The organism is Dyadobacter sandarakinus (assembly GCF_016894445.1).
GTDB classification, from domain to species: domain Bacteria; phylum Bacteroidota; class Bacteroidia; order Cytophagales; family Spirosomataceae; genus Dyadobacter; species Dyadobacter sandarakinus.
Window position 1 is genome coordinate 696768 of sequence record NZ_CP056775.1, and the last position, 24353, is coordinate 721120.

The window sequence follows — 24353 nt, forward strand, 5'->3', positions numbered from 1 at the left end:
TCGCAATGAAAAGAATTTTTTTCACTCTTATTCTGCTAACCCACGTACTTTATTCTGCTTTCTCCCAGAAAGTTTATCATTTTGAGGATGGCCTGGGTGTAGGTCCCTGTCACCAATACGGGCGGGAGGCACTCTATACCGACCAGCTTGCTTACCAGCTTTATCAGGGCACACTCGCCAAACCCAAAGAGGGTACTACACTCGTAAAAGGGGCAAAAGGCGAGGACATTCAATGGAAAAAAGTAAAGGCCGACTCCACCCACCGGTTCAGAGGAGATGCATTTTCAAATGGCTACGTTTACCTGACCTATGATTCTCCCAAAGCACAAACTGTCCTGCTGACCCTGACCGGCCATGATATGGCGTATGTAAACGGGGTACCCCGCGGCGGCGACATGTACCGGTATGGATGGATGCACCTGCCTGTGACTCTGAAAAAAGGTACGAATGAAATTTATGCACGTGTTGCCAGATTCGGCCGGTACGGTGGCATTACGGCAAATCTGACTTTCCCTGAAAAGCCGGTGATGCTCCATACAGAGGACCTGACCGTGCCGGACGTTGTTCCGGGCTTGCGGAATGATTCGCTCTGGGTAGGGTTGGTGGTTATCAATACAACTGCGAAACCCATTTCAGGATTACAACTGAAAACGACGATTGCCGGGAAAGAGACCACGGTGGCAGTGCCTGTAATTCCTGCGATGGCCAGCAGAAAAGTAGGTGCCCTGCTGACGGGTGCGCACATTACACAGGCCGGGAAAAATGATGCTTCGGTCCGGCTGATCATGGGCGGAAAGAGCGTGGATGAGGCAACAGTCAGCATTGAAGCTACTGAAACAGGCAAACAATACCGCCGCACATTCATCAGCGACCTCGACGGCAGTGTACAGTATTATGCAGTATCCCCCTGGATCAAGCCCGATCCCAAGGTCAAACCGGCATTATTTTTCTCGGTGCATGGGGCAGAGGTACAGGCGATCAGTCAGGCAAGGGCTTATAAGCCGAAAGACTGGGGTGTTGTAGTAGCGCCTACCAACCGCCGTCCGCGGGGATTCAACTGGGAGGACTGGGGCAGAATGGATGCGCTGGAAGTACTGGGCATTGCGAAAAGGGAATACCAGCCCGATCCTGAGCGTATTTACCTGACCGGCCACTCTATGGGTGGGCATGGTACCTGGTTCCTGGGCGCTACTTATCCCGAAAAGTGGGCGGCCATCGCGCCTTCCGCAGGGTACCCTACACTTGCATCCTATGGATCGCATGACGGAATGATCCCCGACAGTGCGGGCTCACCTGTGGAATCGATCATGCTGCGGGCCAGCAATCCAAGTAACGTTCTGGCACTGACTTCCAATTACAAAAGTCTGGGTGTGTACATTGCGCATGGTGATGCTGACAAAACGGTATCTGTCAACTACGCGCGCCAGATGCGGGACATTCTGAGCAAATTTCATCGCGATTTCAGCTACTATGAGCACATAGGTGGTGAGCACTGGTATGGTGATATCAGCGTAGACTGGCCACCGATTTTCAACTTTTTCAGCTGGCACACCATCCCGCAGGATACAGCCGTAGCTGCGATAGACTTCAAGACGGCCAATCCCGGGATTTCCTCCACCATGCGGTGGGCGGGCATTCATCAGCAGCAAAGCGCATTGAATTACAGCCGTATACAACTTTCGTTGGATAAAAAAGCAAATACGATTTCCGGTAAAACTGAGAACGTTGCGCTGCTTTCTCTTAATCTGAATGCATTTGCGACCGGTACTACGGTAAAAATAACGCTGGATAGTCTTGCTGCGATGGAATACAAAGTGAAGTCAGCCAATGAAACTGTTTACCTGAAAAAAGACCAGCAATGGTCGTGGGGCGCGGCAGCTCCCGCAGGTCAGAAAAACCCGTTGCGGAATGGTACCTTCAAGGATGCGTTCAAAAACAGGATGGTATTTGTATATGGTACGGGCGGAGGCCAGGAAGAGTCCCGGTGGGCATTGGAGAAAGCCAGATACGATGCTGAAACCTGGTACTACCGTGGCAACGGAAGCATAGACCTTGTGGCAGACAAGGATTTCAACCCCGAAAACTTCAAAGACCGCGGAGTGATCCTGTATGGAAATGAATCGACCAATTCAGCGTGGGGTAAATTGTTGAAAAACTGCCCGATCTCGGTTACGAACAACAAAATGGTTATTGGAGGCAAAACACTTACTGGTGATAATCTGGCCGCCTATTTTGTTTATCCACGCGCCGGCAGTGAAACAGCATCTGTATCGGTTATTACGGGTACGGGTAAAAAAGGGTTTCAGGCTGCAAATGCCAATCAGTATTTCAGCGGCGGAAGCGGTTTTCCTGACCTGATGGTATTTTCAGCAGAGATGCTGAAGTCAGGCATTAAAGAGGTGAAAATGGCCGGTTTTTTCGGAAATGACTGGTCAGTGGAAAAAGGGGAATTTGTCAATAACTAATATAGGATACGAAAAAAGGTGGCATGAACCGTAACGTTCATGCCACCTTTTTTATTTAAAAAATATTGCTGCTTAACCATTATCAGCAAATTCAGGATAAAGCGTCATCCCGCCATCAATGTAAAGGGTTTCTCCATTTACATAGTCCGAATCATCCGACGCCAGCCATGCTACTGCCTTTGCTACATCCTGAGGTGTACCGATCCTTTTATAGGGAATCAGGTTCATCAGGCTTTTGTATTTATCGGGATCAGACCACACTTCCTGGTTGATCGGCGTTTTGATCGCACCCGGACTGACCGAATTCACCCTTATCTTATAAGGTGCAAGCTCCTGGGAAATGGACTTCATAAACATCATAATGCCGCCTTTGGAAGCTGCATAGTTCACGTGGCCGGCCCAGGGAATGATGTCATGCACAGAGCTCATCAGAATGATTTTACCCACAGAAAGCTCACTGTGTGCATTGGTACTGCCATTTTCAACCTGCTGAACAAACTGCCTTGCTGCGGCGCGACAGCACAGGAATTGCCCTGTAAGGTTAACGTCGATGACTTTCTGCCACTGTTCCAGAGACATTTCCAGAAAGGGTGCGTCCTTTTGCAAACCGGCATTGCTTACCAGTACATCCAGGCGTCCGTAAGTCTGGATCGTCTCTTCAAACATTGCATTCACATCATGCTCCTTGCTCACATCGGCTTTGATCAGGATACCGGCTCCGCCATTGGACAGGATTTCGTCGAGCGCACTCTGGCCTCCTTCTTCATCTGATGCGTAGTTGACAACAACTTTTGCACCCTGGTGTGCCAGGTGAATGGCACACGCACGGCCAATGCCTGAGCTGGCACCGGTAACAATAATTACCTTATCTTGAAACAATGGATTCTGTAATGTCATATCGCTTCCCCATCATTAGCTTTCAACTTTTTCCAAACCCTTCTGTTGACTTTTGTCACTGCCCAGTTCTTGGCGATCAGGATCGCTTTGGACACTGCTTCGCGAGGGGAAATATTGTCGGCCCGAAGAAGTTCCTGAGCAATGGTGACCGCTTTTTCCCGGGTCGTCGGGGATAGGTACATCAATTCTGATAACGCAATAGTAGTATCCATTTCTTGAAAAATGATTAGGTGCAAAAAGGCTTTCCAGCTTGTGATGATTTAGCCCATACTTTAAAAATTGATGCCAGAAGTGGTATTTGGGGCAAAAAAAATCCCCATCTTTTCAAGGACGGGGATTTTCTAATTTCGTTTTAATTATTTGACTTCCTCGAAGTTAACGTCCGTTACATCGTCGGTAGCCCCGCTGTTGCCAGCACCTGCACCAGGGTCGGTCTGCGCACCCTGACCAGCGCCCGGCTGTCCTTCGCCACCCTGTGCATACATTTCCTGAGCGGATGCCTGCCATGCTGCATTGAGTTTTTCCATCGCTGTATCAATTCCGGACAGATCCTGTCCCTGATGTGCGGTTTTCAACTCGGCAAGTGCTGCTTCAATGGCAGATTTGTTTCCGGCGGAAAGCTTATCTCCGTATTCTTTCAGCTGCTTTTCAGTAGAGAAAATCAGGCTGTCTGCTGCATTGACTTTCTCAATCCTTTCACGCTCGGCTTTATCCGCAGCTTCGTTCGCTTTGGCTTCTTCGCGCATCCTGTTGATTTCTGCATCGGTCAGGCCGCTTGAAGCTTCGATACGGATCTTTTGCTCTTTGCCGGTACCTTTATCTTTGGCAGATACATGCAGGATACCATTTGCATCCACGTCAAAAGTCACTTCGATCTGAGGTATGCCACGTTGTGCCGGTGGAATATCCGACAAGTGGAAACGTCCCAGCGTACGGTTCTGAGTGGCCATCGGCCTTTCACCTTGCAGTACGTGGATCTCAACCGAAGGCTGGTTGTCAGCAGCTGTCGAGAACGTTTCAGTCTTTTTGGATGGAATGGTCGTGTTCGCTTCAATCAATTTGGTGAACACACCGCCCAGCGTTTCAATACCCAGTGACAAAGGAATAACGTCAAGCAGCAGTACGTCTTTTACTTCACCCGTCAAAACTCCGCCCTGAATGGCAGCACCTACGGCCACTGCTTCGTCGGGGTTTACGTTTTTAGAAGGTTTTTTACCAAAAAACTTCTCTACTTCTTCCTGTACCCTTGGGATACGGGTTGAGCCACCTACCAGAATGACCTCATCGATATCATTGTTGGTGTAGCTCGCATTTTTCATTGCCCTTTTGCATGGCTCCATCATTCTCTGGAACAATGTATCGGCCAGCTGCTCGAATTTCGCACGGGTCAGCGTCCGGACAAGGTGTTTCGGAATGCCGTCTACCGGGAAAATGTAAGGCAGGTTGATCTCGGTTTGTGTAGAGCTTGAAAGTTCTACCTTCGCTTTTTCAGCAGCTTCTTTCAGACGTTGCAGCGCCATCGGATCTTTCCGCAGGTCTACCGCCTCATCTTTCTGGAACTCGTCTGCCAGCCAGTTGATAATCACCTGGTCAAAGTCGTCACCACCCAGGTGGGTATCACCATCTGTGGATTTTACTTCAAATACACCGTCGCCCAGTTCCAGGATCGATACGTCAAAAGTACCGCCGCCAAGGTCAAAAACGGCAATTTTCATATCCTTGTGCTGTTTGTCAAGACCATAGGCCAGGGCAGCAGCAGTAGGCTCATTGATAATACGTTTTACATCCAGACCGGCAATCTGACCGGCTTCTTTAGTAGCCTGACGCTCCGCATCGTTGAAGTATGCAGGTACAGTAATAACCGCTTCGGTCACTTCCTGGCCCAGGTAGTCCTCAGCCGTCTGACGCATTTTCTGAAGAATGAAAGCGGAAACTTCCTGAGGTGTATATAGTCTGTCGCCTATGGGTATACGCGGCGTGTTGTTCGGTCCTTTTTCAACGCTGTACGCAACAGTTTTCATTTCGCCGGTCGTATCATCGTACTTTTTGCCCATAAATCTTTTTATGGAGCTGATAGTATGCTTGGGATTAGTGATCGCCTGACGTTTGGCCGGTGCTCCGATTTTGCGTTCACCATTGTCCATGAATGCAACCACGGAAGGAGTGGTGCGCGCGCCTTCGCTGTTTGCAATCACAACCGGCTCGTTACCCTCCATGACAGCCACGCAGGAGTTCGTTGTTCCTAAGTCTATGCCAATAATTTTTCCCATTGTTCTATATTGAAGTTAAGTAATATATGATTCAGTTTTGCCGACCGCTCTGGCGATCATTACGCTTGTTTGTTAAAAACCCCGTACCAGCAAAACTAAAACGAATGGGAATGACAAAGTGTCAGGCCGGGAGGTAGCCCCGGCCTGGTCAGGGATATCAGCTGATCATCTGGCCCATCAGCGGGTCACTCTGGCTTGCAGCACCCGTTTCAACATGACCCGCAAAGCGCAGGATGAGGTTGGGCTCACTTTCAACTTCCACAGAGAAGTCGTACCAGTTGAAGCTTTTGCCCAGATTGAGTACCAGTTTTTTTGTATTGGGTTTGCCCGTAGTCTTTTTAGGTAAAGTTGCCGTCTGATTTTCAGCTCCGTAAGTATTATCCCGCACGGTAATTCTGTAATCCATCGATGGATGCCGATTGGTTAGTTCGAGCTGGATATTGCCCGTAGGCTTCTTGCTTTTATCAAGTTCAAGAACAGGTACAGCCTCCACAAATGTGTTGGTTTTGTCGCCCGCAAATTCCCTGAAAAAACCATTAGGACCATAAACGCGCAGGTGGTAACGATCCTCCTCAAAGTCACTCAGGTTCCAGGCCCATTGCAGGGTATCACCCGGTTTTACAGCGTAATTCCATACTTTCACTATTTCTCCCTTGTATTTTCCAGGCGCATAAATGGCAAAGGGAGCACCGGCAGCCTTGTCGCGGAATATGTCATTTCCTGCTTTCAGACTGATCTGAAATGCATTTTTGTCAGGATTGTAACTGCCGTTTGCATGCAGCTCGTACGGGATGGCGCAGGATACCCGTGTACCGCGCTCCTGCTTGGGCATCAGTGGTGCCAGCAGCGGGTTCTTGTTGATTTCGCTGATTTCCTCCGCTGTGAGTGCTTTAAAGGCATTCGGCAATTTCCGGAACTGTGCATTGTAAATCCCCTCCATAAACTCATCCCGGTCCAGGAATGTGGGCAGGTCAATCTTTTGTCCGTCGTAGGGTGTAAATGTGGAAGTAAGGTCGCCGCAGATGGTCCGCCTCCACGTACTGATATTCGTCTCTTTTACCTCTTTACCTGATTTGTGGCTCACAAATTTTTCAAGAAACTGCAAAATGGAAGTATGGTCAAATACCTCCGAGCATACATTCCCGCCCCGGTTCCAGGGTGAAGCCACGATCAGCGGCACCCGGAATCCCAATCCGATCGGACTGTGACGGCTCTCTTTTTCGGGTTTCTTCTGCATGTCCTGTTTGAGCGTCACAAATTCCGTTTTACAGTCAATACCGGAGGAAACTGCACCACTGTCCGCATCATAGGGATCAGGGACTACAAATGGCGGAACATGGTCGAAGTAGCCGTCATTTTCATCATAGCAAAGGATAAAAATGGTCTTCTTCCATACTTCCGGATCGTCCGTCAGGATATCGAGAACTTCGGATACATACCAGGCACCATACCAGGGCGAGGTAGGGTGGTCGGAGAAGTTTTCGGGTGCGACCAGCCAGGAAACTGTCGGCAGCTTTCCACCCTTTACATCCGCGCGGAACTGGTGCAGGATGTCACCCTGAGGTGCTTTGGCCTCGTGCTCAATGTCGCCGTCCATGTACTTTATGGTGGCTACCTTGCGGTAATCGGGATCTTTTTTATTGGTTGTATAGGCTTTCTCGTGAATGTTCTTCTGTTTCTGCGAGAGCTTTGCAAAGTTTTCAGGGCTCCATTTTACCAGCTCTTCCTGGGATTGCCGGAGTGACAGCTGCTTGTTTTTGATCAGCTTCTGAGTGTCGACGGCTTCTTTGCTGTCAGTAGAAAGTGTGGGTAATTTTTTCTCAAGCGCTTCGATCTCCGCCGGGATTTCCTGTACCCGCTTTTTCAGATAATGCTGGTAACCAGTATGAAAGCGGATCTGGTACTGGCTGAACCATTCAATGGGGTTGTCGGTAAAGTTTGCCAGCCAGGAATCCTGCTCGCCCGTCAACCCGGTATTAATGCTGAGTTCGTTCTGGTAAATGCGCCAAGAAATATCATTTTCTTCCAGCCGCTCGGGAAAAGTCTTCCACGAAGCTTCGGCATCGTCCGTGACATTTTCATTCCGCACGTTGGCGTAGCTCTTTTCAGGATCGGGCGTTTCGCGGAGGGTGCCGGTCCAGAGATACAGCCGGTTCGGCGTAGTACCGGTCAGCGATGAGCAGAAGTTCTGGTCGCAGACCGTAAATGCATCTGCCATCGCATAGTAAAAGGGTATATCCTCACGGTTGTAAAAACCTTGAGTGAGCGGCATTCTGGCATATTCCTTATGCCCCGGCTGCTTGGCGATCAGCCACTGGTCGTACTTTCCATTGTTGCGGGCATCTACCTGATTGGTCCATGAATGCGGCAGTGATCCCATCCAGGTCGCCCTGGATTCTTTCATGTTCAGCCGGAAGGGTGCATATGTTTCGCCAAATGCATTTGTCTGCAACCAAACCTTATTTTTATTGGGCAGTGAAATAGCGCGGGGATCGTTGAAACCGCGGACACCCCGTAGTGCGCCATAGCAATGGTCGAAGGAGCGGTTCTCCTGCATGAGGATCACGACATGCTCTGCGTCCAGATAGGTACTGCCTTTTTGTGGATCTATCGCGAGTGCTTTCTGGATGGAGGCAGGCAAAGTACTGAAAAGTCCTGCCGCGCCGGTGAGCATGGAGGCTTTCCGGATAAATTCTCTTCTTGATTCCATGAATGAAAGGAAATGGGTTGACTACTGATGTAATTACCTGTTCATTTCACTAATGTACCACGGTTTGGTGACTAAGAAGCGTTAATTTATCGTGAATAACGGGATTGGAGTAGAAATAGAGGCAAAAAAAATCCCGCCGGTAAGGGCGGGATGCTGTTTTATTTTACCTGATCAACGATCGCTTTGAAAGCTTCCGGATGGTTCATCGCAAGGTCTGCGAGTACTTTACGGTTCAGCTCAATGCCTTTGTCATTCAATTTGCCGATCAATGCAGAGTAGGAGATGCCGTGGACGCGGGCACCTGCGTTGATACGCTGGATCCACAATGCACGGAAATTACGCTTTTTCTGCTTACGACCTGTGTAAGCGTATGCCAAACCGCGTTCTACGGCATTCTTGGCTACGGTCCACACATTTTTGCGACGGCCAAAATAGCCTTTCGCAAGTTTCATTACTTTTTTACGTCTCGCCCGTGAGGCGACGTGATTTACTGAACGTGGCATAATTTAACTGTTTTTGATAATCGGCGCTCTGCTGAGACTTAAATGCCTTTTATCGGGTTGAACAAAAAACCAGATGGTGTTTTCTACCGGCTCGAAAAAGGAATTACTTCCGGAGCATTGCCAGTACCTGCTTCTCATTGGATACATCGATCAAACCGGTTTTCACCAAACCACGCTTGCGTTTGTTTGATTTTTTGGTAAGAATGTGGCTGTGAAAAGCGTGCTTTCTTTTGATTTTCCCGGTGCCGGTCAGCGCAAAACGCTTTTTGGCGCCAGAGTTGGTTTTCATTTTAGGCATGATTCAAAAAACGATAATTGATAAAATATAAAACAGCCCGCAAAATTAGCCAAAATGTTGATAAAATAAAATCGTGTCCCGGGTTTTACCCCAAAACACGATGCTGTATAATCAACCTGTTGCCAGGCAGTTTTGCTATTTCTTGATGTTAGGCGTAAGAATGATCGTCATCCTTTTTCCTTCCAGCTTAGGCTCCATTTCCAGCTTGCCAAATTCGGTCAATGACTCCGAAAACTTGTTGAGCAGGTTGAGCCCTCTTTCTTTAAACACAATAGTACGACCTACAAAGTGCACGTAAGCCTTTACTTTGGATCCTTCTTTCAAAAAGTTCGTCGCATGTTTCAGCTTGAACTCGAAATCGTGATCATCGGTATTAGGACCGAAACGAATTTCCTTGATAACCACTTTCTGAGCCTTCGCCTTGATCTCCTTCTGCTTTTTCTTTTGCTCGTACTTGAATTTGGAGTAATCCGTTACTTTACAAACAGGGGGAACTGCAGTAGGCGCAATTTCAACCAGGTCAAGTCCTTGTGCCTTTGCGATGGCTCGGGCTGCATTGATATCCATTATACCCGGCTCAATGTTCTCTCCAACCAGACGTACTTCTTTCGCTGTAATTCTTTCGTTTATTTTATAAGGTTCTTCCGGAACTCTTAACCGTCCACTAGGGGGTCTTAATGCCATATAGTATTGTTTGGTGTTGTTTTTGTTTGGTGGAAATAAACCAGTCAACAGTAGGGTCACAAAAATAGTGCCTTGCTGCCGAATATTAACAATTTCTCAGGAAATCATGAAATCACGGCAGCTTCTTTCTTGAAAAAACTGACAAATTCGTCCACTGTCATACTGCCCAGGTCACCTTCCCCTTTTCTCCTGACAGACAATTTTCCCTCTGCCGCCTCTTTTTCACCCAGGATCAGCATGAAAGGTACTTTGGAAACTTCCGAATCGCGGATTTTGCGGCCGATCTTCTCGTCACGGTGATCCACAAAACCACGGATATCCTCGTCCTGCAATCTGAAAAATACTTCCTCGGCATAATCCGCAAACTTTTCGGAAATAGGCAGGATAGAGATCTGGTCGGGAGCAAGCCACAGCGGAAACTGTCCGGCGCTGTTCTCGATCAGGATCGCGATAAACCGCTCCATAGATCCGAATGGTGCACGGTGAATCATCACCGGCCGGTGCTTCTGATTGTCCGAGCCCGTATATTCCAGCTCAAAACGCTGCGGAAGCTGATAGTCTACCTGAATGGTACCCAGCTGCCATTTACGTCCCAGTGCATCTTTCACCATAAAATCAAGCTTGGGACCGTAAAATGCAGCCTCACCAAGCTCTGTCACGGTATTCAGGCCACGCTCAGCCGCCGCTTCAATAATCGCATTTTCGGCACGTTCCCAATCTTCATCCTTGCCAATATATTTTTGCCGGTCATTCGGGTCACGAAGTGATATCTGTGCACTATAATCATTGAAGCCCAACGATTTGAACACATATAAAACGAGGTCGATTACTCGAATAAACTCTTCTTTCACCTGGTCGGGCCGGCAGAAGATGTGTGCATCATCCTGTGTAAAGCCGCGCACGCGGGTAAGGCCGTGCAGCTCGCCGCTCTGCTCGTACCGATACACCGTACCAAACTCCGAAAAGCGCAGCGGCAGGTCGCGGTAGGAGCGGGGAGAAGTTTTATAAATTTCGCAATGATGCGGGCAGTTCATGGGTTTCAGCAAGTATTCCTCACCCGGGTTGGGTGTTTTGATCGGCTGAAACGAATCCTTCCCGTACTTATCCCAGTGGCCGGAAGTAACATATAGATCCTTGCTGCCGATGTGCGGCGTAACCACGGGGGTATAGCCCGCCCTCGACTGTGCCTTGCTCAAAAATGCCTGCAGACGTTCGCGCAGCATCGCACCTTTGGGCAGCCAAAGCGGCAATCCCTGGCCAACTTTATCAGAAAATGCAAAGAGTTCGAGCTCGCGGCCCAGCTTCCGGTGATCCCGTTTTTTGGCTTCTTCCATCAGCGTCAGGTACTCGTCCAGTTCTTTTTGTTTTGGAAAAGTAATCCCGTAAATGCGCGTAAGCATTTTATTCGCCTGGTTGTTGCGCCAGTAAGCGCCAGCCACGTTCGTAAGCTTGGCAGCTTTGATAAAGCCGGTGTTAGGAATATGAGGACCGCGGCAAAGGTCGGTAAACCCGCCCTGCTCGTACAATGTAATCGAACCATCTGCGAGTCCGTCAATGAGTTCCAGCTTGTATTCGTCACCTTTTTTGGTAAACAGTTCAATAGCATCAGCCTTGCTGATGGGCTTGCGGACATACTCGTTTTTCTGACGAGCCAGTTCGAGCATTTTGGCCTCTATTTTCGGGAAATCCTCCTGGGATAAAGACTGGCCGTTCAGGTCCACGTCGTAATAAAATCCCCTTTCAATGGACGGTCCCGTTCCGAATTTAACACCGGGATACAATGCCTCAAGTGCCTCCGCCAGCAAGTGGGCGGAAGAGTGCCAGAAAGTGGATTTACCATCTTCATCATTCCACGTCAGCAGCTTCACCGTAGAATCCTGCGTGATCGCACGTGTGGGATCCCATACTTCGGTGTTCACTTTGGCAGCAATTACATTGCGCGCCAGGCCTTCGCTGATGCTGAGCGCGATGTCGAGCGCGGTAACTCCTTTCGGGTAGTAGCGTTCACTACCGTCGGGCAGGGTAATTTTTACTTGAGACTCGTCTTTCATTCAGGTTTATTTCAAAAAAGATTCTAAGAACGGCTTGGTATCTTCCGCTGCTACGGCAAAAATGCCGGGGTAAGTACCCTTATTTGCAAAGCTATTCAATTTTAGCCTTTCGTGAGGAGTCGATGCGGATATTTGTAGTACCCCTGGGCTGTATCGTCGTGATCTTCACGCGGGCGGTGTCCAGGAGTTTGAAGCGATCATCGCCATCGTCCACGGTTCCATAAGCCGCATCCATCGCTTCATTCTGTCGCTGCCGGATGCGGAAGAGTCCGTAGCGGGCATCCTGGTCACCCGGGCTCAGGCCGAGCGCCGTCGTATAGTATTCCTTTGCCTGCTCGTACTCGCCGGTTTTTTCATAACAAAATCCCGCCATGTTATTCACTTCCTTGGATGCTGGCTTCATGCGGAGCAGCGGGTGAATAGCCGCCAGTGCCCGCGGAAACCGGCGAAGCTGTATCCCGAGATCTGCCACGCGAATGAGTGCTTCCTCATAGTTCGGGCGAATGGACACTGCCATTTCATAGCTGTACAATGCGGTATCGGGCAGCGCCATCGACTGAAATATCTGCCCACGCTCAAAATGCAGGGTCGCACTTTTGGGAAACCGCCTGATGGCACGCGAATTAACTTCCAGTGCTTTGCCGGGATCGTTCAGTTTAAGCAGAATCGCAATGCTTTGTTCATATGCCCGCAGCAATCTTGGGTTCACACTGGTCGCATAGTCAAAGCTCGACAAACTTGCCAGTGTATCTCCCTGCCGTGCCTGCAGTATGCCTTTTACATAGTAGGCACCGCCATCATAGGGAGCCATTTTCAGAGCCTGGCTGAGGTAGCCTGCGGCTTCTCCGAAGTGTCCCTGAGCCTGGTATATGTCTGCCAGCAAAACATACAGGTCGGGACTGCGCTGCTGCAAAGCTTCCGCGCGCTGGGCATCTTCAAGCGCATTGCCCATGCGGCCCATTTCGCGGTACACTTTCCCTCTCAGCAAAAAGTACTCGCTGGAATTGTTTTGTTCATAAATGGATTTATTGATATCGTCCAGCGCTTTGGTGTACTGCTCCCGCTCAAAGTAAATCCTTGCCCTTTTGAAATAATTAATATCCGTATCAATACCGCGGCCGATCAGATCGGTCAGGGAGGCCATCGCATCATCCTGCCACTGTGCGCGGGTTTTCTTGACGACCGGCGGAATCCGCGTGGCATTTCGCGCATCGCTCTGGCAGGACGATAGCAGGATCGTCCACAGCAAGGCGCTGAGCAGCAGACAGGAAAGCCGGGCCATATGATTCAAATTCAATGCGCTCTGATTTTTGAGACAATTTATTCTGTTCCGGTGTTCCGGTCGGAGAAGCGTGCAAACACGCCCAGCGGCAGCTTTTTACCAAAAGAATCGGGTATAAAGAGCTCTCCGAACTCAGGAGTAACCCGGTCACCAAAGTGTGCCTTCATCAGGTTTTCCACAATTAATGCTGAAAAACCAAGTGAATACAGGTTGATGATAAAAAAGTAATTTTCCTTTTTGAGCAACTGCGCACACAGGCGGAGTATCTCGTTCAGACTTTCTTCCAGCAGCCATTTTTCTCCGTCGGGACCGCGGCCGTAAGCCGGCGGGTCGAGTATGATCCCGTTGTACTGGTTACCGCGGCGGACTTCGCGCTGAACAAATTTCAATGCATCTTCCACCACCCAGCGAATATTATTGAGTCCGCTCAGCTCCATATTTTCCCGCGACCAGCTGATCACCTGCTTTACGGAATCTACGTGGGTCACATCGGCACCTCCGGCGCGGGCAGCCAGTGATGCAATGCCTGTATAGGCAAAAAGGTTAAGCACCGAAGGTTTTTCAGCCGCAAGCCCGGTAAGGCTGTCCGCAATGTAATCCCAGTTGGTGGCCTGCTCGGGAAATACGCCTACGTGTTTGAAAGCGGAAAGGGCCAGTTTTGAACGTAAATGCAGGTTTTTGTGACGGTACTGGAATATCCACCTTTCGGGCATTTCCCCTTTTTGGATCCACTGACCTTTTTCCTGTGAGTTCTTATCCTTTTTAAAAACCGCATTGGAACGTTGTTCCCACTCTGCTTCTGACAGCGACTTATCCCAGATAGCCTGTGGCTCGGGCCTTGAAAGTACGTATGGGCCAAATTTTTCCAGCTTCTCAAAACCACCGCTGTCGATCAGCTGGTAGTCGGTATGGTGTGTTGGGGAAATGGTGATCAATGGGATGGTTGTTTTGAATGGCTGGTGGCTGTAGGCTGTTGGCTTTCGGCTGTCAGCTTTCGGCTTTTTTGCGTGACTAATTATTTTATTGGGAACCTGGTAATAACAGAGTGAGTTCCTGACCGCCGACCGCCGACCGCCGACCGCCGACCGCCGACCGCCGAATAGCTAGTATGCGATTTTGTTCAGATAAAACACGTTCCTGCGTCCTCTCGTTTGTGCATCACCTGCCGGATTGACAATGCGCTGCTCGCCCCAGGTAATATAAAAGTTGTCGTACCAGTAATCAATGTCATCTGTGCTGGTGCGGCGTACTTTATCTCCTTCCATGCTGGTTTCAATGGGAATGGCCTGGTCGCCGTCAAGTACGCGGTCGCCCTGGATCAGCTTGCTGCGGATGGCGCCATTGTGGCTGTACACCAGTTTCGAGCTGCCATTTTGCAAGGTCTGTACCTTAATCTTTTCTTTCAGCTCCATGCTTTTTACACGGTCAAAGCTGAGGCTGTTATCCCAGATCAGCCGTCCGTTCTGGTCAATGTCGGCGACCACTGCATGGGTATAGGTAAATCCGTCGAACACCTGCTGATTGTAGCCGCCTCTCCCTCCGTACATGGGATTCCACAGGTAAGGATTGTAAAGTCCCATCCCGAAGGGATAGCCCATGAATCCGCCGTAGCCCATGCCCATCATACCGGGGCTCTGGTATCGGTATTCGGGGTAAAATACTTCTGCAACAAGCAGAAAATCATTATTTCTTGGAACAATATCATGCACCAGCAGGCGGTAATTCAGCTTAACATCGTCCCCGCTCTCTTTTTTCTTGCGGATGCGGCGCTCCATTTTTTCCTGCTGCCGCTCATTCATGAAGTTAAAGAAATTACGAAAATCTGTAAAGCTGTGGTAACGCGTAAAAACGGGCGTGTCATTCACAATTTTACTGATATACAATCCCTGGGACGCGGCAACCGAGCTGCTTTGCATATTGCGGTAGCCATACGTTCCGATTACGATCCTGACCGAGTCGCTGAGTACCTGCAACCTTCCGCTGAGCAATGAAAAATCATCTTCCGGCTCCACGGAAACCTGCGTATAAAGCTCTCCGGTTTCTTCATAGGAGCGCGCCACAATGCGCGTTTGCCTGCCTTTTTTAACCGCAAAACAAACATTCACGAGGCGGTGGGTGGTGTCCACCTCCACGGTTTGGATGGCATTGGAACCCTTGATGGCCGATGGCAATACTTTTGTCTGCGAGGTGGTAAGCTGGGTAAAAACGAGTACCGGCTCATTGCGGACCATACCAGCCATAAACACGGAGTATCCCAGTGTTTTGAAATCAGTAATCTCAAAGCGGTCCAGGGTATTGATCGTAAATGTTTCCACAAAACCCGGCCCTACATTTACCTTCACGATCTGGTAAAGTGAACTTCTGTATTTGCTGAAAAGCAGGAAAACAGCCTGTCCATCGTAAGATGAGGCAATGTAATCCAGATTGGATTCAATGGGCCCGTCGATGGACCAGATGCGGTTCAGCTCCGTATCAAATTTTTGTACGTTGAAAGTACTCTTGTCCGGCTTGGATACCAGCAGCACTCCCTGCTTTCCCAATGGAACACACTGGTAAGCCGTGTTGCCGGCAAGCGGCAGCTCCACCCGCCTGACGCCCTGCGCCACGGACACCATCGCCCAAAGGCAGACCAGCGCCGTGCACATCAGCCCATACAGAAGTCGTCCCGGGCTAGGATTCATGCGCAAGACCGATAATGATGTCAAATTCTTCGCGTTTCACCGGTACTACGGACAGTCTGGACAATTTGACCAGTGCCATATCTTTCAGGCGCTCGTCAGCCTTGATCTGCGCCAGCGTTACCGTTTTCGGAAACTTTTCCACCGGTTCAACATTCACCACTACCCAGGCCGGATCATCCGTGGTAGGATCGGGGTAATGCTCTTTGGATACCTTTGCCAGCCCTACCACTTCCTTGCCTTCATTGCTGTGGTAAAACAGTACCAGGTCTTCCTTTTTCATAGCCATGAGGTTATTGCGGGCCGCATAGTTGCGCACGCCATCCCACATGCCCTCTTTATCCTTTACCAGATGGTCCCAGGAGTACTTGAATGGTTCAGATTTAACTAGCCAGTAATTCATTGTAGTGCTGCTTGCCGGTGCCTGATGAATCAGGGAAATTTAGGGTACTTGCTGAAATCAGGTTTTCTTTTTTCCAGGAATGACTGCTGCCCTTCCTTGGCTTCTTCGCTCAGGTAGTATAAAAGTGTGGCATTGCCTGCCAGCTCCTGGATACCAGCCTGACCGTCCAGCTCGGCATTGAATGCGCTTTTCAGCATGCGTATGGCCAGCGGGCTTTTTTCCTGGATCTTTTTAGCCCATTCAAGGGTAGTAGCTTCCAGGTTGTCCAAAGGTACTACCTTGTTCACGAGCCCCATGTCCAATGCTTCCTGGGCATCGTACTGGTCGCACAGGAACCATATTTCCCGCGCTTTTTTCTGACCTACGATGCGTGCCAGATAGGAGGCCCCAAAGCCGCCGTCAAAGCTTCCTACCTTTGGACCGGTTTGTCCGAAGCGCGCATTGTCGGCTGCGATCGTAATGTCGCAGATCACATGCAGAACGTGCCCGCCACCGATCGCCCAGCCCGCTACCATCGCGATGACGGCTTTGGGGATCGTGCGGATCATACGCTGAAGGTCAAGTACATTGAGGCGCGGCACGTGGTCGTCGCCTACATATCCGCCATGGCCGCGCACCGACTGGTCGCCGCCGGAGCAGAATGCCTTGCCACCCTCGCCGGTAAGGATGATGACATCAATCCGCGGATCTTCGCGGCAGATGTGCATGGCGTCAATCATTTCTGTGACGGTCTGCGGGGTAAAGGCATTGTGCTTGTGCGGCCGGTTTATGCTGATTTTTGCAATTCCTTCGTGCAGTGTAAAGAGGATGTCCTCATATTGTTTGATGGTTTCCCACCGGGCGGTACTTGACATATTTTTCGGAAAATAAATGAAGATGAATGCGGAAGCGGCATTTGCAATGCATTTCAGCCGCCTGCCGTGATGTGCGAAATTACAGATTGTTTAGATTTCCTTCAAAAACAAATGCATAACTTTCCCCATACCCCCGGCACCTGCACGATGGGCCGGAAGCTTTAAAAAAGCAGCAGAATGAATTGGACGACGAGTATTCATGTGATTGGAGAACAGCCCAGGCCTGCGCATCCTTACTTTGCGCAGGCCTATGACTTTATGCAAAAGTGGCGTTCGGGACAGCAGCGTTTTGAGCTGCAAACTTCGGGTTCCACCGGTTTGCCCAAAAAAATCATCATCCGGCGCAGTCAGCTGGTCGCCAGTGCTGCGATGACGGGTACCGCACTCGGTCTCGGGAAGGGTACGAAAGCATTGGTGTGTTTGAATACCGGGTACATTGCCGGATTGATGATGCTGGTGAGGGGTATGGAACTGGGGTGGGAGCTGATGATCGTGGAGCCGGCTGGTAATCCGTTTGAGCAGGTACCCGACAGTAGCTCATTTGACTTCATTGCCATGGTGCCCATGCAGCTCAGTACCTGCCTGGACAATTCCCTTTTGCAGGATCATATCCAACGTACCGGCAAAATCCTGCTTGGCGGAGCGCCCGTCAGTATTGCATTGCAAAGCCGTGTGAGAACCCTGTCAGTACCCGTATATCAGAGTTATGGGATGACGGAGACGGTCTCGCATGTGGCCCTGCGCAGGCTGAACGGGGCGGAAGCCGAGGATAGTTACACCTTTCTTCCCGGCATCCGCTTCGGTACGGATGAGCGCGGCTGCCTGTTTGTGGAAGGTGACGTTACAAATAATGAACGGGTACAAACCAACGATCTGGTAGAAATCAGCGGCAATACCTTCCGGTGGACGGGACGTGCGGATCAGGTAATCAATTCGGGCGGTGTCAAAATTGTGCTGGACCATATTGACAATACGCTTGCGCAGATCCTGGAAGCGCTGGCTTTCCACGGCCCTTTTTTTTCGTGGTATGTGGAAGATGAAAAACTGGGTCAGAAACTCGTGCTGGTCATTGAGGGACAAAGCGATGCAGCGCTGGAAACTGCAGTTTACAGGGCGGCTGCGGACAAACTGCATGCTTATGAAGTCCCAAAACATACTTACTTTACGCCCCGATTCAGCAAAACACCGACGGATAAAGTCGATAAACGTGCTACGATTAATCAGATACTGAAAGCATTACATGGATAAAGACCTTCAAATACCTGCCGAATACACCATCCGTTTCCAGACCGCACCCATTACCCCGGCGCCATTTTCGCACTTCTATACCTTGCGGCTGGATGTTCGTTCTGCCATAGAGCTCTGGGTTGATTTTGGCATTACCTACACCGAGCGGGACGAAATGAGCGAGGAAGATCTGATCGACGAAGGGTTCACTGCCAATGACGATTACCATTGGAGCGGCAAAGTACCGCCCGTGTGGATCAATGAATTTGGTGAGATCTTCGGGTCATCCAAAATGATCAGGAAGCGCGAGGAAGTGGAATATGAGGATTTTATTGAGATCGAGCTTGAAGAAAATAACAAGAATGTGACGATTTATCCTGTGGATAAAGAGCGGTGGACCTATTTCCTTCAGGAATTTATGCAGGCGATCTTCGAAGCCAGTGGAAAGGAAAAGCCTTTTGAGATGACTTACCTGGAAATAGGCGATGGTCAGCCGTTTACGCTGGATCTGAAAGCGTCATTTGCAACAAAAATGCTCACATTATCCAAGCTTGGCGAGAAACCACAGCAACTGGACTGGCCAAAGCTTCAGAAGATTATGGATACCGTGTACCGTGCCGATTTTCTGGCAGACATGGCCGCGCGGTCCCGCCCGAACAAGCCTGGTAAGTACATTACAGCGGGTGATGGATTATGGTATCAGCTTGGCGTATCGATTGTAGAATCAGCTCCGAAAAGCAAGGATCTTCCCAAAATCGACGCCCTTTTCGTCGCATTGCGAAAGTAGGTCAGCCCGCCCGGTACTGATCCAGCTCCTTCTGCAGTTCGTCTGCCAGCGCGGCAATCTTGTCGAGCGACGGCTGTGGCGGAGGGAGCTGGGCACTTACAAATGCTCTGATCTCCCACACTTCGTACACGTCCTGCAAGGGTACCTGCATTTCCCCTATATCCCGAAGGTCCGAAAGCAGCAGCAGGTTACCTGTTGTTTTTACCTGGTTAAATGCCTTCCTGTACACAACTCCGGCATTGCGCAGCACAAAAACGTATTGCATGCCATCCTGTATTTCATACCAGTTCCGCACAAATGTCCCGATCAGCAGGGAGCCGGCAAATGGGAAATCCTGTCCGCCTTCAAATGCACGATAGTAGCCTGCGGAGAGATTAGGAAGTTGGAAAACAGGTAATTGAGAGAGATATGCGGGATTCTGAAAATTGGCGAGGTACTCACTTTCACGGCTTCGGGCCACCCACTGTATGGTTGCAAAAGTGTCCGTAGCAGGAGCCGTGATGCCGGCAGTGGTATACTGATTGTTAAAAACCGGAAACTGCGGCTGAGGTGCCGCAGGCTGGATTACCGGCGCAGCAACAGCCTCTTTGGAGCGTGAAGCAGCTGGCGGTACTGGTTCTCCACTTACCGGTTTCAGGTTTACCTGCCTTGAAACCGTGCGGATCTCAGCCTCCGGCGCCGGGTATTGTTCCAGTATTTTGGACAAAGGCTGCGGATCCGAGAAAACCTGCAGACGTGCATTGCCCGGGGAAGTAGTACCGGAGTGTGATACGGTCATGGGCCGGGCACCATTCAGCGGCAAAGACAAATCGGGCGTCTCGCGCAGCTTTCTCAGGTCGTTTTTGAGCAGGTTATCCACCGTGATCCCGAACGCTGCCGCCATGTTCTTCAGGTTGGTCAGGTTGGGATTGGCGCGTGCTTCCTCATAGGCGCCAAGCAGCGACCTTTTGATAGCGATTTTCCTGGCGAACTGCTCCTGCGTCAGCCCGTTCAGCCTTCTCAGATACTTGATATTATTGCTGACAATACTCATAAAAATGGCATTTGCTGCAATATATACATTTATACTTACTGGTAAATCTCTTTTTTGGCCGCTTTGAATGTGTTTGTCAGCAGTCCGCAGATGGTCATCAGTCCTACACCGCCGGGTACCGGGGTAATGTAGCTCGTTTTGGGCGCAACATCATTGAAGTCCACATCGCCTTTAATTGCAAAGCCGCTTTTGCGGGTAGCGTCGGCTACGCGGGATATTCCTACGTCGATCACCACTGCGCCTTCCTTCACGTAATCGGCCTTTACAAACTCAGGTCGCCCCAATGCAACGATCAGGATGTCTGCAGTCTGGCAGATTTCTTTGAGGTTCTGCGTTTTGCTGTGCGTGATGGTTACAGTACAGTTGCCGGGATAGGCATTACGCTGCATCAGAATGCTCATGGGCAGGCCCACGATCTGGCTTCTTCCGATGACCACGCAATGTTTTCCGCTGGTTTCAATGCCTGCCCGGATCAGCATTTCCAGAATACCGAAAGGTGTAGCTGAAATGTAAGCAGGCAGTCCTTTGCACATTTTACCCACATTCACAGGATGAAACCCGTCTACATCCTTCGCGGGATTGACAGCCTCCATAACCGTATTTTCAGAAATATGGCCCGGCAGCGGAAGTTGTACAATGAAGCCGTCTACATCCGGATCATTATTGAGCGTGGCTACGGCATTGAGCAGCTCTTCCTCGGTAACATCAGGCTCAAAGCGGAGCAGGGTAGAGGTGAAGCCGATTTCCTCGCAGCTCCGGATCTTGGAAGCAACGTAGGTTTCACTGGCTCCGTTATTGCCTACGAGGATCGCCGCCAGATGCGGCTTTTTGCCGCCACCGGCAATCCACTTTTCAACTTCTTCTTTGATTTCGGCTTTGATTTGGGAAGATATAGCCTTCCCGTCAAGTAGTTGCATGGGTATTATTCAGCAATCAGGTTATTAACAAGGATTTCCATTCCGACAGTCGCTTTTTCCTTAATGAAGGTCATGTTCGGTTTCAGATGAATGTCGGGTTTAGCAGGATCAATGATGTAAATGGGTTTGGAAGCTCCTATGTAATGGACCAGACCGGCGGCAGGATACACTGCAAGCGAAGTGCCGATGATGACAAAAATGTCGGCCTGCTCGGCTACTTCCACGGCCACTTCCATCATGGGTACTTCCTCACCAAACCACACAATATGCGGGCGAAGCTGGCTGCCGAGTTCGCAAAGGTCACCTGGGTTCAGCTCCCAGGATTCCATCTGGTACACCAGGTCAGGGTTTTTGGTGCTTCTGGATTTAAACAGTTCGCCGTGCAGGTGTATCACGTTGGTCGAGCCGGCAATTTCATGCAGGTTATCGACATTTTGCGTGATAATGGTTACGTCAAAGTGCTTTTCCAATGCTGCCAGCCCATAGTGGGCGGCATTGGGTTTTACTGTAAAGGCCTGCTTGCGGCGCTGATTATAAAAGTCGAGCACCAGCTCCTGGTTTTTCTCCCAGGCTTCGGGCGTAGCTACATCTTCAATGCGGTAATTGTCCCAAAGTCCATTATTGTCCCGGAAAGTGCTGATGCCACTTTCCGCACTCACTCCCGCTCCCGACAGAACTACAAGTTTTTTCATTGACCTGGATATTTACTTTAAAGCCACGAATGCACGAATGTACACGAATTAAGGACAGCGCATTGCATTCGTGAAAATCCGTGCATCCGTGGCAGATACATCAGCTTTTGCCTGCGGCTTTCTTCGCTGCCGGCTTCTTGGCAGCAGCGGATTTTGCGGCAGTTTTGGCAGCCGGAGATTTTGCAGCAGGCTCTTTCGGGGCAGCCTTTGCAGCCGGCTTGCGGGCAGCGCCACGACCTGCCGGCTTATCGGGTGTTTCGGCGGCGAGCTTCACCACCTCCTCATAGGTGAGGGCTCCCGGCTCGGTACCTTTCGGGATTTTTACATTCTTTTTACCAAATGCGATATAAGGACCGTATTTTCCATTAAGTACCTTTACATCAGCATCTTCACTGAATTCCTTGATAGTGCGGCTGAGTTCCGCTACCCGCTTTTCAGTGATGATCTGGATAAGCCGCTCTTCCGTAACCGCCATCGGATCGTCGGTACGCGCCAGGGAATAATACTTTCCGTCGTGCTTTACGTAAGGTCCGAACTTACCCACATTGACAACCAGATCTTTATCCTCATAAAAGCCCACCTGCCGAGGCAGCTTGAAAAGCTCAAATGCCTCATCCAGGGTGATGGATTCCATGAGCTGACCTTTCTGCAGGCTGGCGAATCGTGGCTTTTCTTCGTCTTCCACATCACCGATCTGCACATAAGGACCATACTTTCCGATTCGCACAGACACTTTTTTGCCAGTGGCGGGATCTTCGCCCAGGTCTCGGGAGGTCAGGCTTTTGTCAAATGCTTCTTCTTTTACCTCCGCTATTTTTTTCTGAAACGGAGTATAAAAGTTTTTGATCATCTGACGCCACGCCAGGCTACCTTCTGCTATATGGTCAAAGTCTTTTTCGACATTGGCCGTAAAGGAGTAATCAATGATATCATTAAAGTGGCTTACCAGAAAATCATTCACCACCATTCCCGCACTTGTCGGGAAAAGCTTCGATTTCTCAGAACCGTATATTTCCTTGTTGACCTTGCTCTTGATCTGATCAGATGCCAGGGTGAATTCTTTAAATTCCCTTTCTGTACCCGGCCTGTCTTCCTTAACAATATACTCCCTTTTCAGGATCGTGGAAATCGTGGGTGCATAGGTGGACGGACGTCCGATCCCCATTTCTTCCAGTTTCTTGACCAGACTCGCTTCCGTATAGCGCGGCGGGTTACGCGTAAAACGTTCCGTAGCTTTCATATCTGCCAGGTTGAGTATCTGGCTGATGTTCAGCGGAGGCAGCATTCCTTTTTGTTCCTCATCCCCCTCCTCATCACTTGACTCCATGTACACTTTCAGAAAGCCCTCAAACTTGATCACCTCGCCTTGCGCCACAAGCTCCTCGTTCGTGGTCGAAATGCCGATCGTCGCCGTCGTGCGTTCGAGCTGTGCATCAGACATCTGCGAGGCGATCGCGCGCTTCCAGATCAGCTCATACAGACGCTGCTCGTTGCGGTCGCTGCTGCCCTGCAGGGTCGAAAAGTCGGTAGGCCTGATGGCTTCGTGCGCTTCCTGCGCGGATTCTGACTTGGTCTTGAAAATCCGGCGGTGGTGGAAATCCTGGCCATACTCGCGGGTGATCTGCTGCTTGGCCTTATCGAGTGCCTCTTCCGACAGGTTTGTAGAGTCGGTACGCATATAGGAGATCTTACCGGCTTCGTACAGCCGCTGGGCTACGCTCATGGTCTGTGCCACCGAAAAGCTCAGCTTACGGGATGCTTCCTGTTGCAGGGTAGAAGTCGTAAAAGGGGGTGCAGGGGTTTTTTTAGCAGGTTTTACTTCCAGGTTTTTGATAGAAAACTGAGCACCCACGCACCTTTCCAGGAATTTGACAGCCTCGTCTTCGGTCGTGAAATTACGCGGAAGCTCGGCATTCAGGATCTTGCCATTTCCCAGGTCAAACCGTGCTGTGATCTTGTAGCTGCTTTTGCTTTTGAAAGCATCGATCTCACGCTCTCTTTCTACAATAATCCGTACTGCTACAGATTGTACACGGCCGGCAGAAAGGTTTTGTTTTCCAATCCGGATTTTCTTCCAGAGGACGGGCGAAAGTTCGTATCCTACCAGGCGGTCCAGAATCCGGCGCGCCTGCTGTGCATCCACCAGGTCGGCATCAATGGTCCGGGGCCTGGCTATGGCATTCTGCAGCGCTGATTTGGTGATTTCCCTGAACACAATCCGCTTGGTATCATCGGGTAGTCCCAATGCTTCTTTCAGGTGCCACGAGATGGCTTCGCCCTCGCGGTCATCATCCGTCGCCAGCCACACTTCGGCATCTTTGGCGAGCTTTTTAAGCTCGGATATCACCTTAACTTTATCGGAAGAGATCTCGTACGAGGGCTGAAAACCATGTTCCACATCCACCCCCATATCATGCTCCGGAAGGTCACGAACGTGCCCGAAGCTCGATTTTACGGTGAAATCCTGTCCTAGATAGTTCTCAATGGTTTTGGCCTTCGCCGGTGACTCTACGATCACCAGATTCTTTGACATATCTTTTGATTTAAGGGATCTGGTAGCAGTTTGATTGTCCAAATATAGGGTAGAATGGGACAAAAAATC

The 24353-nt window shown here is 50.1% G+C and carries 20 protein-coding genes; 3 read left to right on the top strand and 17 right to left on the bottom strand.

The genetic code is table 11. The annotated features are described in order from the left end of the window. Window positions 1–5 precede the first annotated feature (5 nt). Entirely contained in the window at window positions 6–2465 is a 2460-nt protein-coding gene (locus HWI92_RS02740) for a prolyl oligopeptidase family serine peptidase (RefSeq protein ID WP_204660673.1), read from the top strand. 72 nt (window positions 2466–2537) lie between these two features. Here the strand turns inward: HWI92_RS02740 and HWI92_RS02745 are convergent, their stop codons facing one another. The 13 genes from HWI92_RS02745 to menB form a co-directional block, all read right to left on the bottom strand. Beyond that, window positions 2538–3362 (bottom strand): SDR family oxidoreductase, encoded by an 825-nt coding sequence (locus tag HWI92_RS02745; RefSeq protein ID WP_204660674.1) that lies wholly within the window; start codon window positions 3360–3362, stop codon window positions 2538–2540. After that, on the bottom strand, window positions 3359–3574 hold the full coding sequence (locus tag HWI92_RS02750; protein ID WP_229248751.1) for a hypothetical protein: 216 nt from the start codon (window positions 3572–3574) through the stop codon (window positions 3359–3361). Before HWI92_RS02750 ends, HWI92_RS02745 begins: the two co-directional genes overlap by 4 nt. Before the next feature lie 144 nt (window positions 3575–3718). Next, the gene (dnaK, locus tag HWI92_RS02755) at window positions 3719–5632 is read right to left on the bottom strand and encodes a molecular chaperone DnaK (protein ID WP_204660675.1); all 1914 of its coding nucleotides are present in this window, start codon (window positions 5630–5632) and stop codon (window positions 3719–3721) included. A 157-nt stretch (window positions 5633–5789) separates the two neighbouring features. Then, window positions 5790–8342 (bottom strand): phosphocholine-specific phospholipase C, encoded by a 2553-nt coding sequence (locus tag HWI92_RS02760; RefSeq protein ID WP_204660676.1) that lies wholly within the window; start codon window positions 8340–8342, stop codon window positions 5790–5792. A 158-nt stretch (window positions 8343–8500) separates the two neighbouring features. Continuing rightward, the gene (gene rplT / locus HWI92_RS02765; protein ID WP_204660677.1) at window positions 8501–8845 is read right to left on the bottom strand and encodes a 50S ribosomal protein L20; all 345 of its coding nucleotides are present in this window, start codon (window positions 8843–8845) and stop codon (window positions 8501–8503) included. Window positions 8846–8948: 103 nt separating this feature from the next. Then, entirely contained in the window at window positions 8949–9143 is a 195-nt protein-coding gene (gene rpmI / locus HWI92_RS02770; protein WP_090376615.1) for a 50S ribosomal protein L35, read from the bottom strand. Between the two features lie 135 nt (window positions 9144–9278). Beyond that, window positions 9279–9827 (bottom strand): translation initiation factor IF-3, encoded by a 549-nt coding sequence (gene infC / locus HWI92_RS02775; RefSeq protein ID WP_204660678.1) that lies wholly within the window; start codon window positions 9825–9827, stop codon window positions 9279–9281. A gap of 104 nt (window positions 9828–9931) precedes the next feature. Beyond that, complete coding sequence (gene thrS / locus HWI92_RS02780; protein WP_204660679.1) at window positions 9932–11878, bottom strand: threonine--tRNA ligase; 1947 nt, start codon at window positions 11876–11878, stop codon at window positions 9932–9934. Between the two features lie 91 nt (window positions 11879–11969). After that, a complete protein-coding gene (locus tag HWI92_RS02785) occupies window positions 11970–13175 on the bottom strand; it encodes a tetratricopeptide repeat protein (protein ID WP_229248759.1) in 1206 nt (401 codons plus the stop codon). Window positions 13176–13198: 23 nt separating this feature from the next. Continuing rightward, window positions 13199–14095, bottom strand: coding sequence for a class I SAM-dependent methyltransferase (locus tag HWI92_RS02790; RefSeq protein ID WP_204660680.1), 897 nt, complete (start codon window positions 14093–14095; stop codon window positions 13199–13201). Between the two features lie 168 nt (window positions 14096–14263). Next, a complete protein-coding gene (locus HWI92_RS02795) occupies window positions 14264–15841 on the bottom strand; it encodes a hypothetical protein (protein WP_229248770.1) in 1578 nt (525 codons plus the stop codon). Beyond that, window positions 15831–16241, bottom strand: a complete 411-nt coding sequence (locus HWI92_RS02800) for an EVE domain-containing protein (RefSeq protein ID WP_204660681.1) — start codon at window positions 16239–16241, stop codon at window positions 15831–15833. The genes HWI92_RS02795 and HWI92_RS02800 overlap by 11 nt, the downstream gene beginning before the upstream one ends. 29 nt (window positions 16242–16270) lie before the next feature. After that, window positions 16271–17095: a 1,4-dihydroxy-2-naphthoyl-CoA synthase gene (menB, locus tag HWI92_RS02805; protein ID WP_204660682.1), complete on the bottom strand. Its 825-nt coding sequence runs from the start codon at window positions 17093–17095 to the stop codon at window positions 16271–16273. A 177-nt stretch (window positions 17096–17272) separates the two neighbouring features. Here menB and HWI92_RS02810 point away from each other — a divergent pair, with 177 nt between their 5' ends. Together HWI92_RS02810 and HWI92_RS02815 are read left to right on the top strand one after the other, a co-directional pair. After that, on the top strand, window positions 17273–18343 hold the full coding sequence (locus HWI92_RS02810; protein ID WP_204660683.1) for an AMP-binding protein: 1071 nt from the start codon (window positions 17273–17275) through the stop codon (window positions 18341–18343). Next, window positions 18336–19109, top strand: a complete 774-nt coding sequence (locus HWI92_RS02815) for a hypothetical protein (protein ID WP_204660684.1) — start codon at window positions 18336–18338, stop codon at window positions 19107–19109. Before HWI92_RS02810 ends, HWI92_RS02815 begins: the two co-directional genes overlap by 8 nt. A 1-nt stretch (window position 19110) precedes the next feature. Here the strand turns inward: HWI92_RS02815 and HWI92_RS02820 are convergent, their stop codons facing one another. From HWI92_RS02820 to topA, 4 genes are all read right to left on the bottom strand, one after another. Continuing rightward, window positions 19111–20142, bottom strand: coding sequence for a helix-turn-helix transcriptional regulator (locus HWI92_RS02820; RefSeq protein WP_204660685.1), 1032 nt, complete (start codon window positions 20140–20142; stop codon window positions 19111–19113). A gap of 35 nt (window positions 20143–20177) precedes the next feature. Continuing rightward, window positions 20178–21059 (bottom strand): bifunctional 5,10-methylenetetrahydrofolate dehydrogenase/5,10-methenyltetrahydrofolate cyclohydrolase, encoded by an 882-nt coding sequence (locus tag HWI92_RS02825; protein WP_204660686.1) that lies wholly within the window; start codon window positions 21057–21059, stop codon window positions 20178–20180. A gap of 5 nt (window positions 21060–21064) precedes the next feature. Then, on the bottom strand, window positions 21065–21751 hold the full coding sequence (locus HWI92_RS02830; protein ID WP_204660687.1) for an SIR2 family NAD-dependent protein deacylase: 687 nt from the start codon (window positions 21749–21751) through the stop codon (window positions 21065–21067). 100 nt (window positions 21752–21851) lie between these two features. After that, complete coding sequence (gene topA, locus HWI92_RS02835; protein WP_204660688.1) at window positions 21852–24284, bottom strand: type I DNA topoisomerase; 2433 nt, start codon at window positions 24282–24284, stop codon at window positions 21852–21854. Between the last annotated feature and the right edge of the window lie 69 nt (window positions 24285–24353).

What these genes read in the sequence shown, in the direction of transcription:
- menB (WP_204660682.1), bottom strand. Translation starts at nt 17,095, where the DNA reads ATGTCAAGTACCGCCCGGTGGGAAACCATCAAACAATATGAGGACATC.
- HWI92_RS02810 (WP_204660683.1), top strand. Translation starts at nt 17,273, where the DNA reads ATGAATTGGACGACGAGTATTCATGTGATTGGAGAACAGCCCAGGCCT.
- topA (WP_204660688.1), bottom strand. Translation starts at nt 24,284, where the DNA reads ATGTCAAAGAATCTGGTGATCGTAGAGTCACCGGCGAAGGCCAAAACC.
- HWI92_RS02760 (WP_204660676.1), bottom strand. Translation starts at nt 8,342, where the DNA reads ATGGAATCAAGAAGAGAATTTATCCGGAAAGCCTCCATGCTCACCGGC.
- rplT (WP_204660677.1), bottom strand. Translation starts at nt 8,845, where the DNA reads ATGCCACGTTCAGTAAATCACGTCGCCTCACGGGCGAGACGTAAAAAA.
- rpmI (WP_090376615.1), bottom strand. Translation starts at nt 9,143, where the DNA reads ATGCCTAAAATGAAAACCAACTCTGGCGCCAAAAAGCGTTTTGCGCTG.
- HWI92_RS02795 (WP_229248770.1), bottom strand. Translation starts at nt 15,841, where the DNA reads ATGAATCCTAGCCCGGGACGACTTCTGTATGGGCTGATGTGCACGGCG.
- HWI92_RS02815 (WP_204660684.1), top strand. Translation starts at nt 18,336, where the DNA reads ATGGATAAAGACCTTCAAATACCTGCCGAATACACCATCCGTTTCCAG.
- dnaK (WP_204660675.1), bottom strand. Translation starts at nt 5,632, where the DNA reads ATGGGAAAAATTATTGGCATAGACTTAGGAACAACGAACTCCTGCGTG.
- HWI92_RS02740 (WP_204660673.1), top strand. Translation starts at nt 6, where the DNA reads ATGAAAAGAATTTTTTTCACTCTTATTCTGCTAACCCACGTACTTTAT.
- HWI92_RS02745 (WP_204660674.1), bottom strand. Translation starts at nt 3,362, where the DNA reads ATGACATTACAGAATCCATTGTTTCAAGATAAGGTAATTATTGTTACC.
- infC (WP_204660678.1), bottom strand. Translation starts at nt 9,827, where the DNA reads ATGGCATTAAGACCCCCTAGTGGACGGTTAAGAGTTCCGGAAGAACCT.
- thrS (WP_204660679.1), bottom strand. Translation starts at nt 11,878, where the DNA reads ATGAAAGACGAGTCTCAAGTAAAAATTACCCTGCCCGACGGTAGTGAA.
- HWI92_RS02750 (WP_229248751.1), bottom strand. Translation starts at nt 3,574, where the DNA reads ATGGATACTACTATTGCGTTATCAGAATTGATGTACCTATCCCCGACG.
- HWI92_RS02800 (WP_204660681.1), bottom strand. Translation starts at nt 16,241, where the DNA reads ATGAATTACTGGCTAGTTAAATCTGAACCATTCAAGTACTCCTGGGAC.
- HWI92_RS02820 (WP_204660685.1), bottom strand. Translation starts at nt 20,142, where the DNA reads ATGAGTATTGTCAGCAATAATATCAAGTATCTGAGAAGGCTGAACGGG.
- HWI92_RS02825 (WP_204660686.1), bottom strand. Translation starts at nt 21,059, where the DNA reads ATGCAACTACTTGACGGGAAGGCTATATCTTCCCAAATCAAAGCCGAA.
- HWI92_RS02830 (WP_204660687.1), bottom strand. Translation starts at nt 21,751, where the DNA reads ATGAAAAAACTTGTAGTTCTGTCGGGAGCGGGAGTGAGTGCGGAAAGT.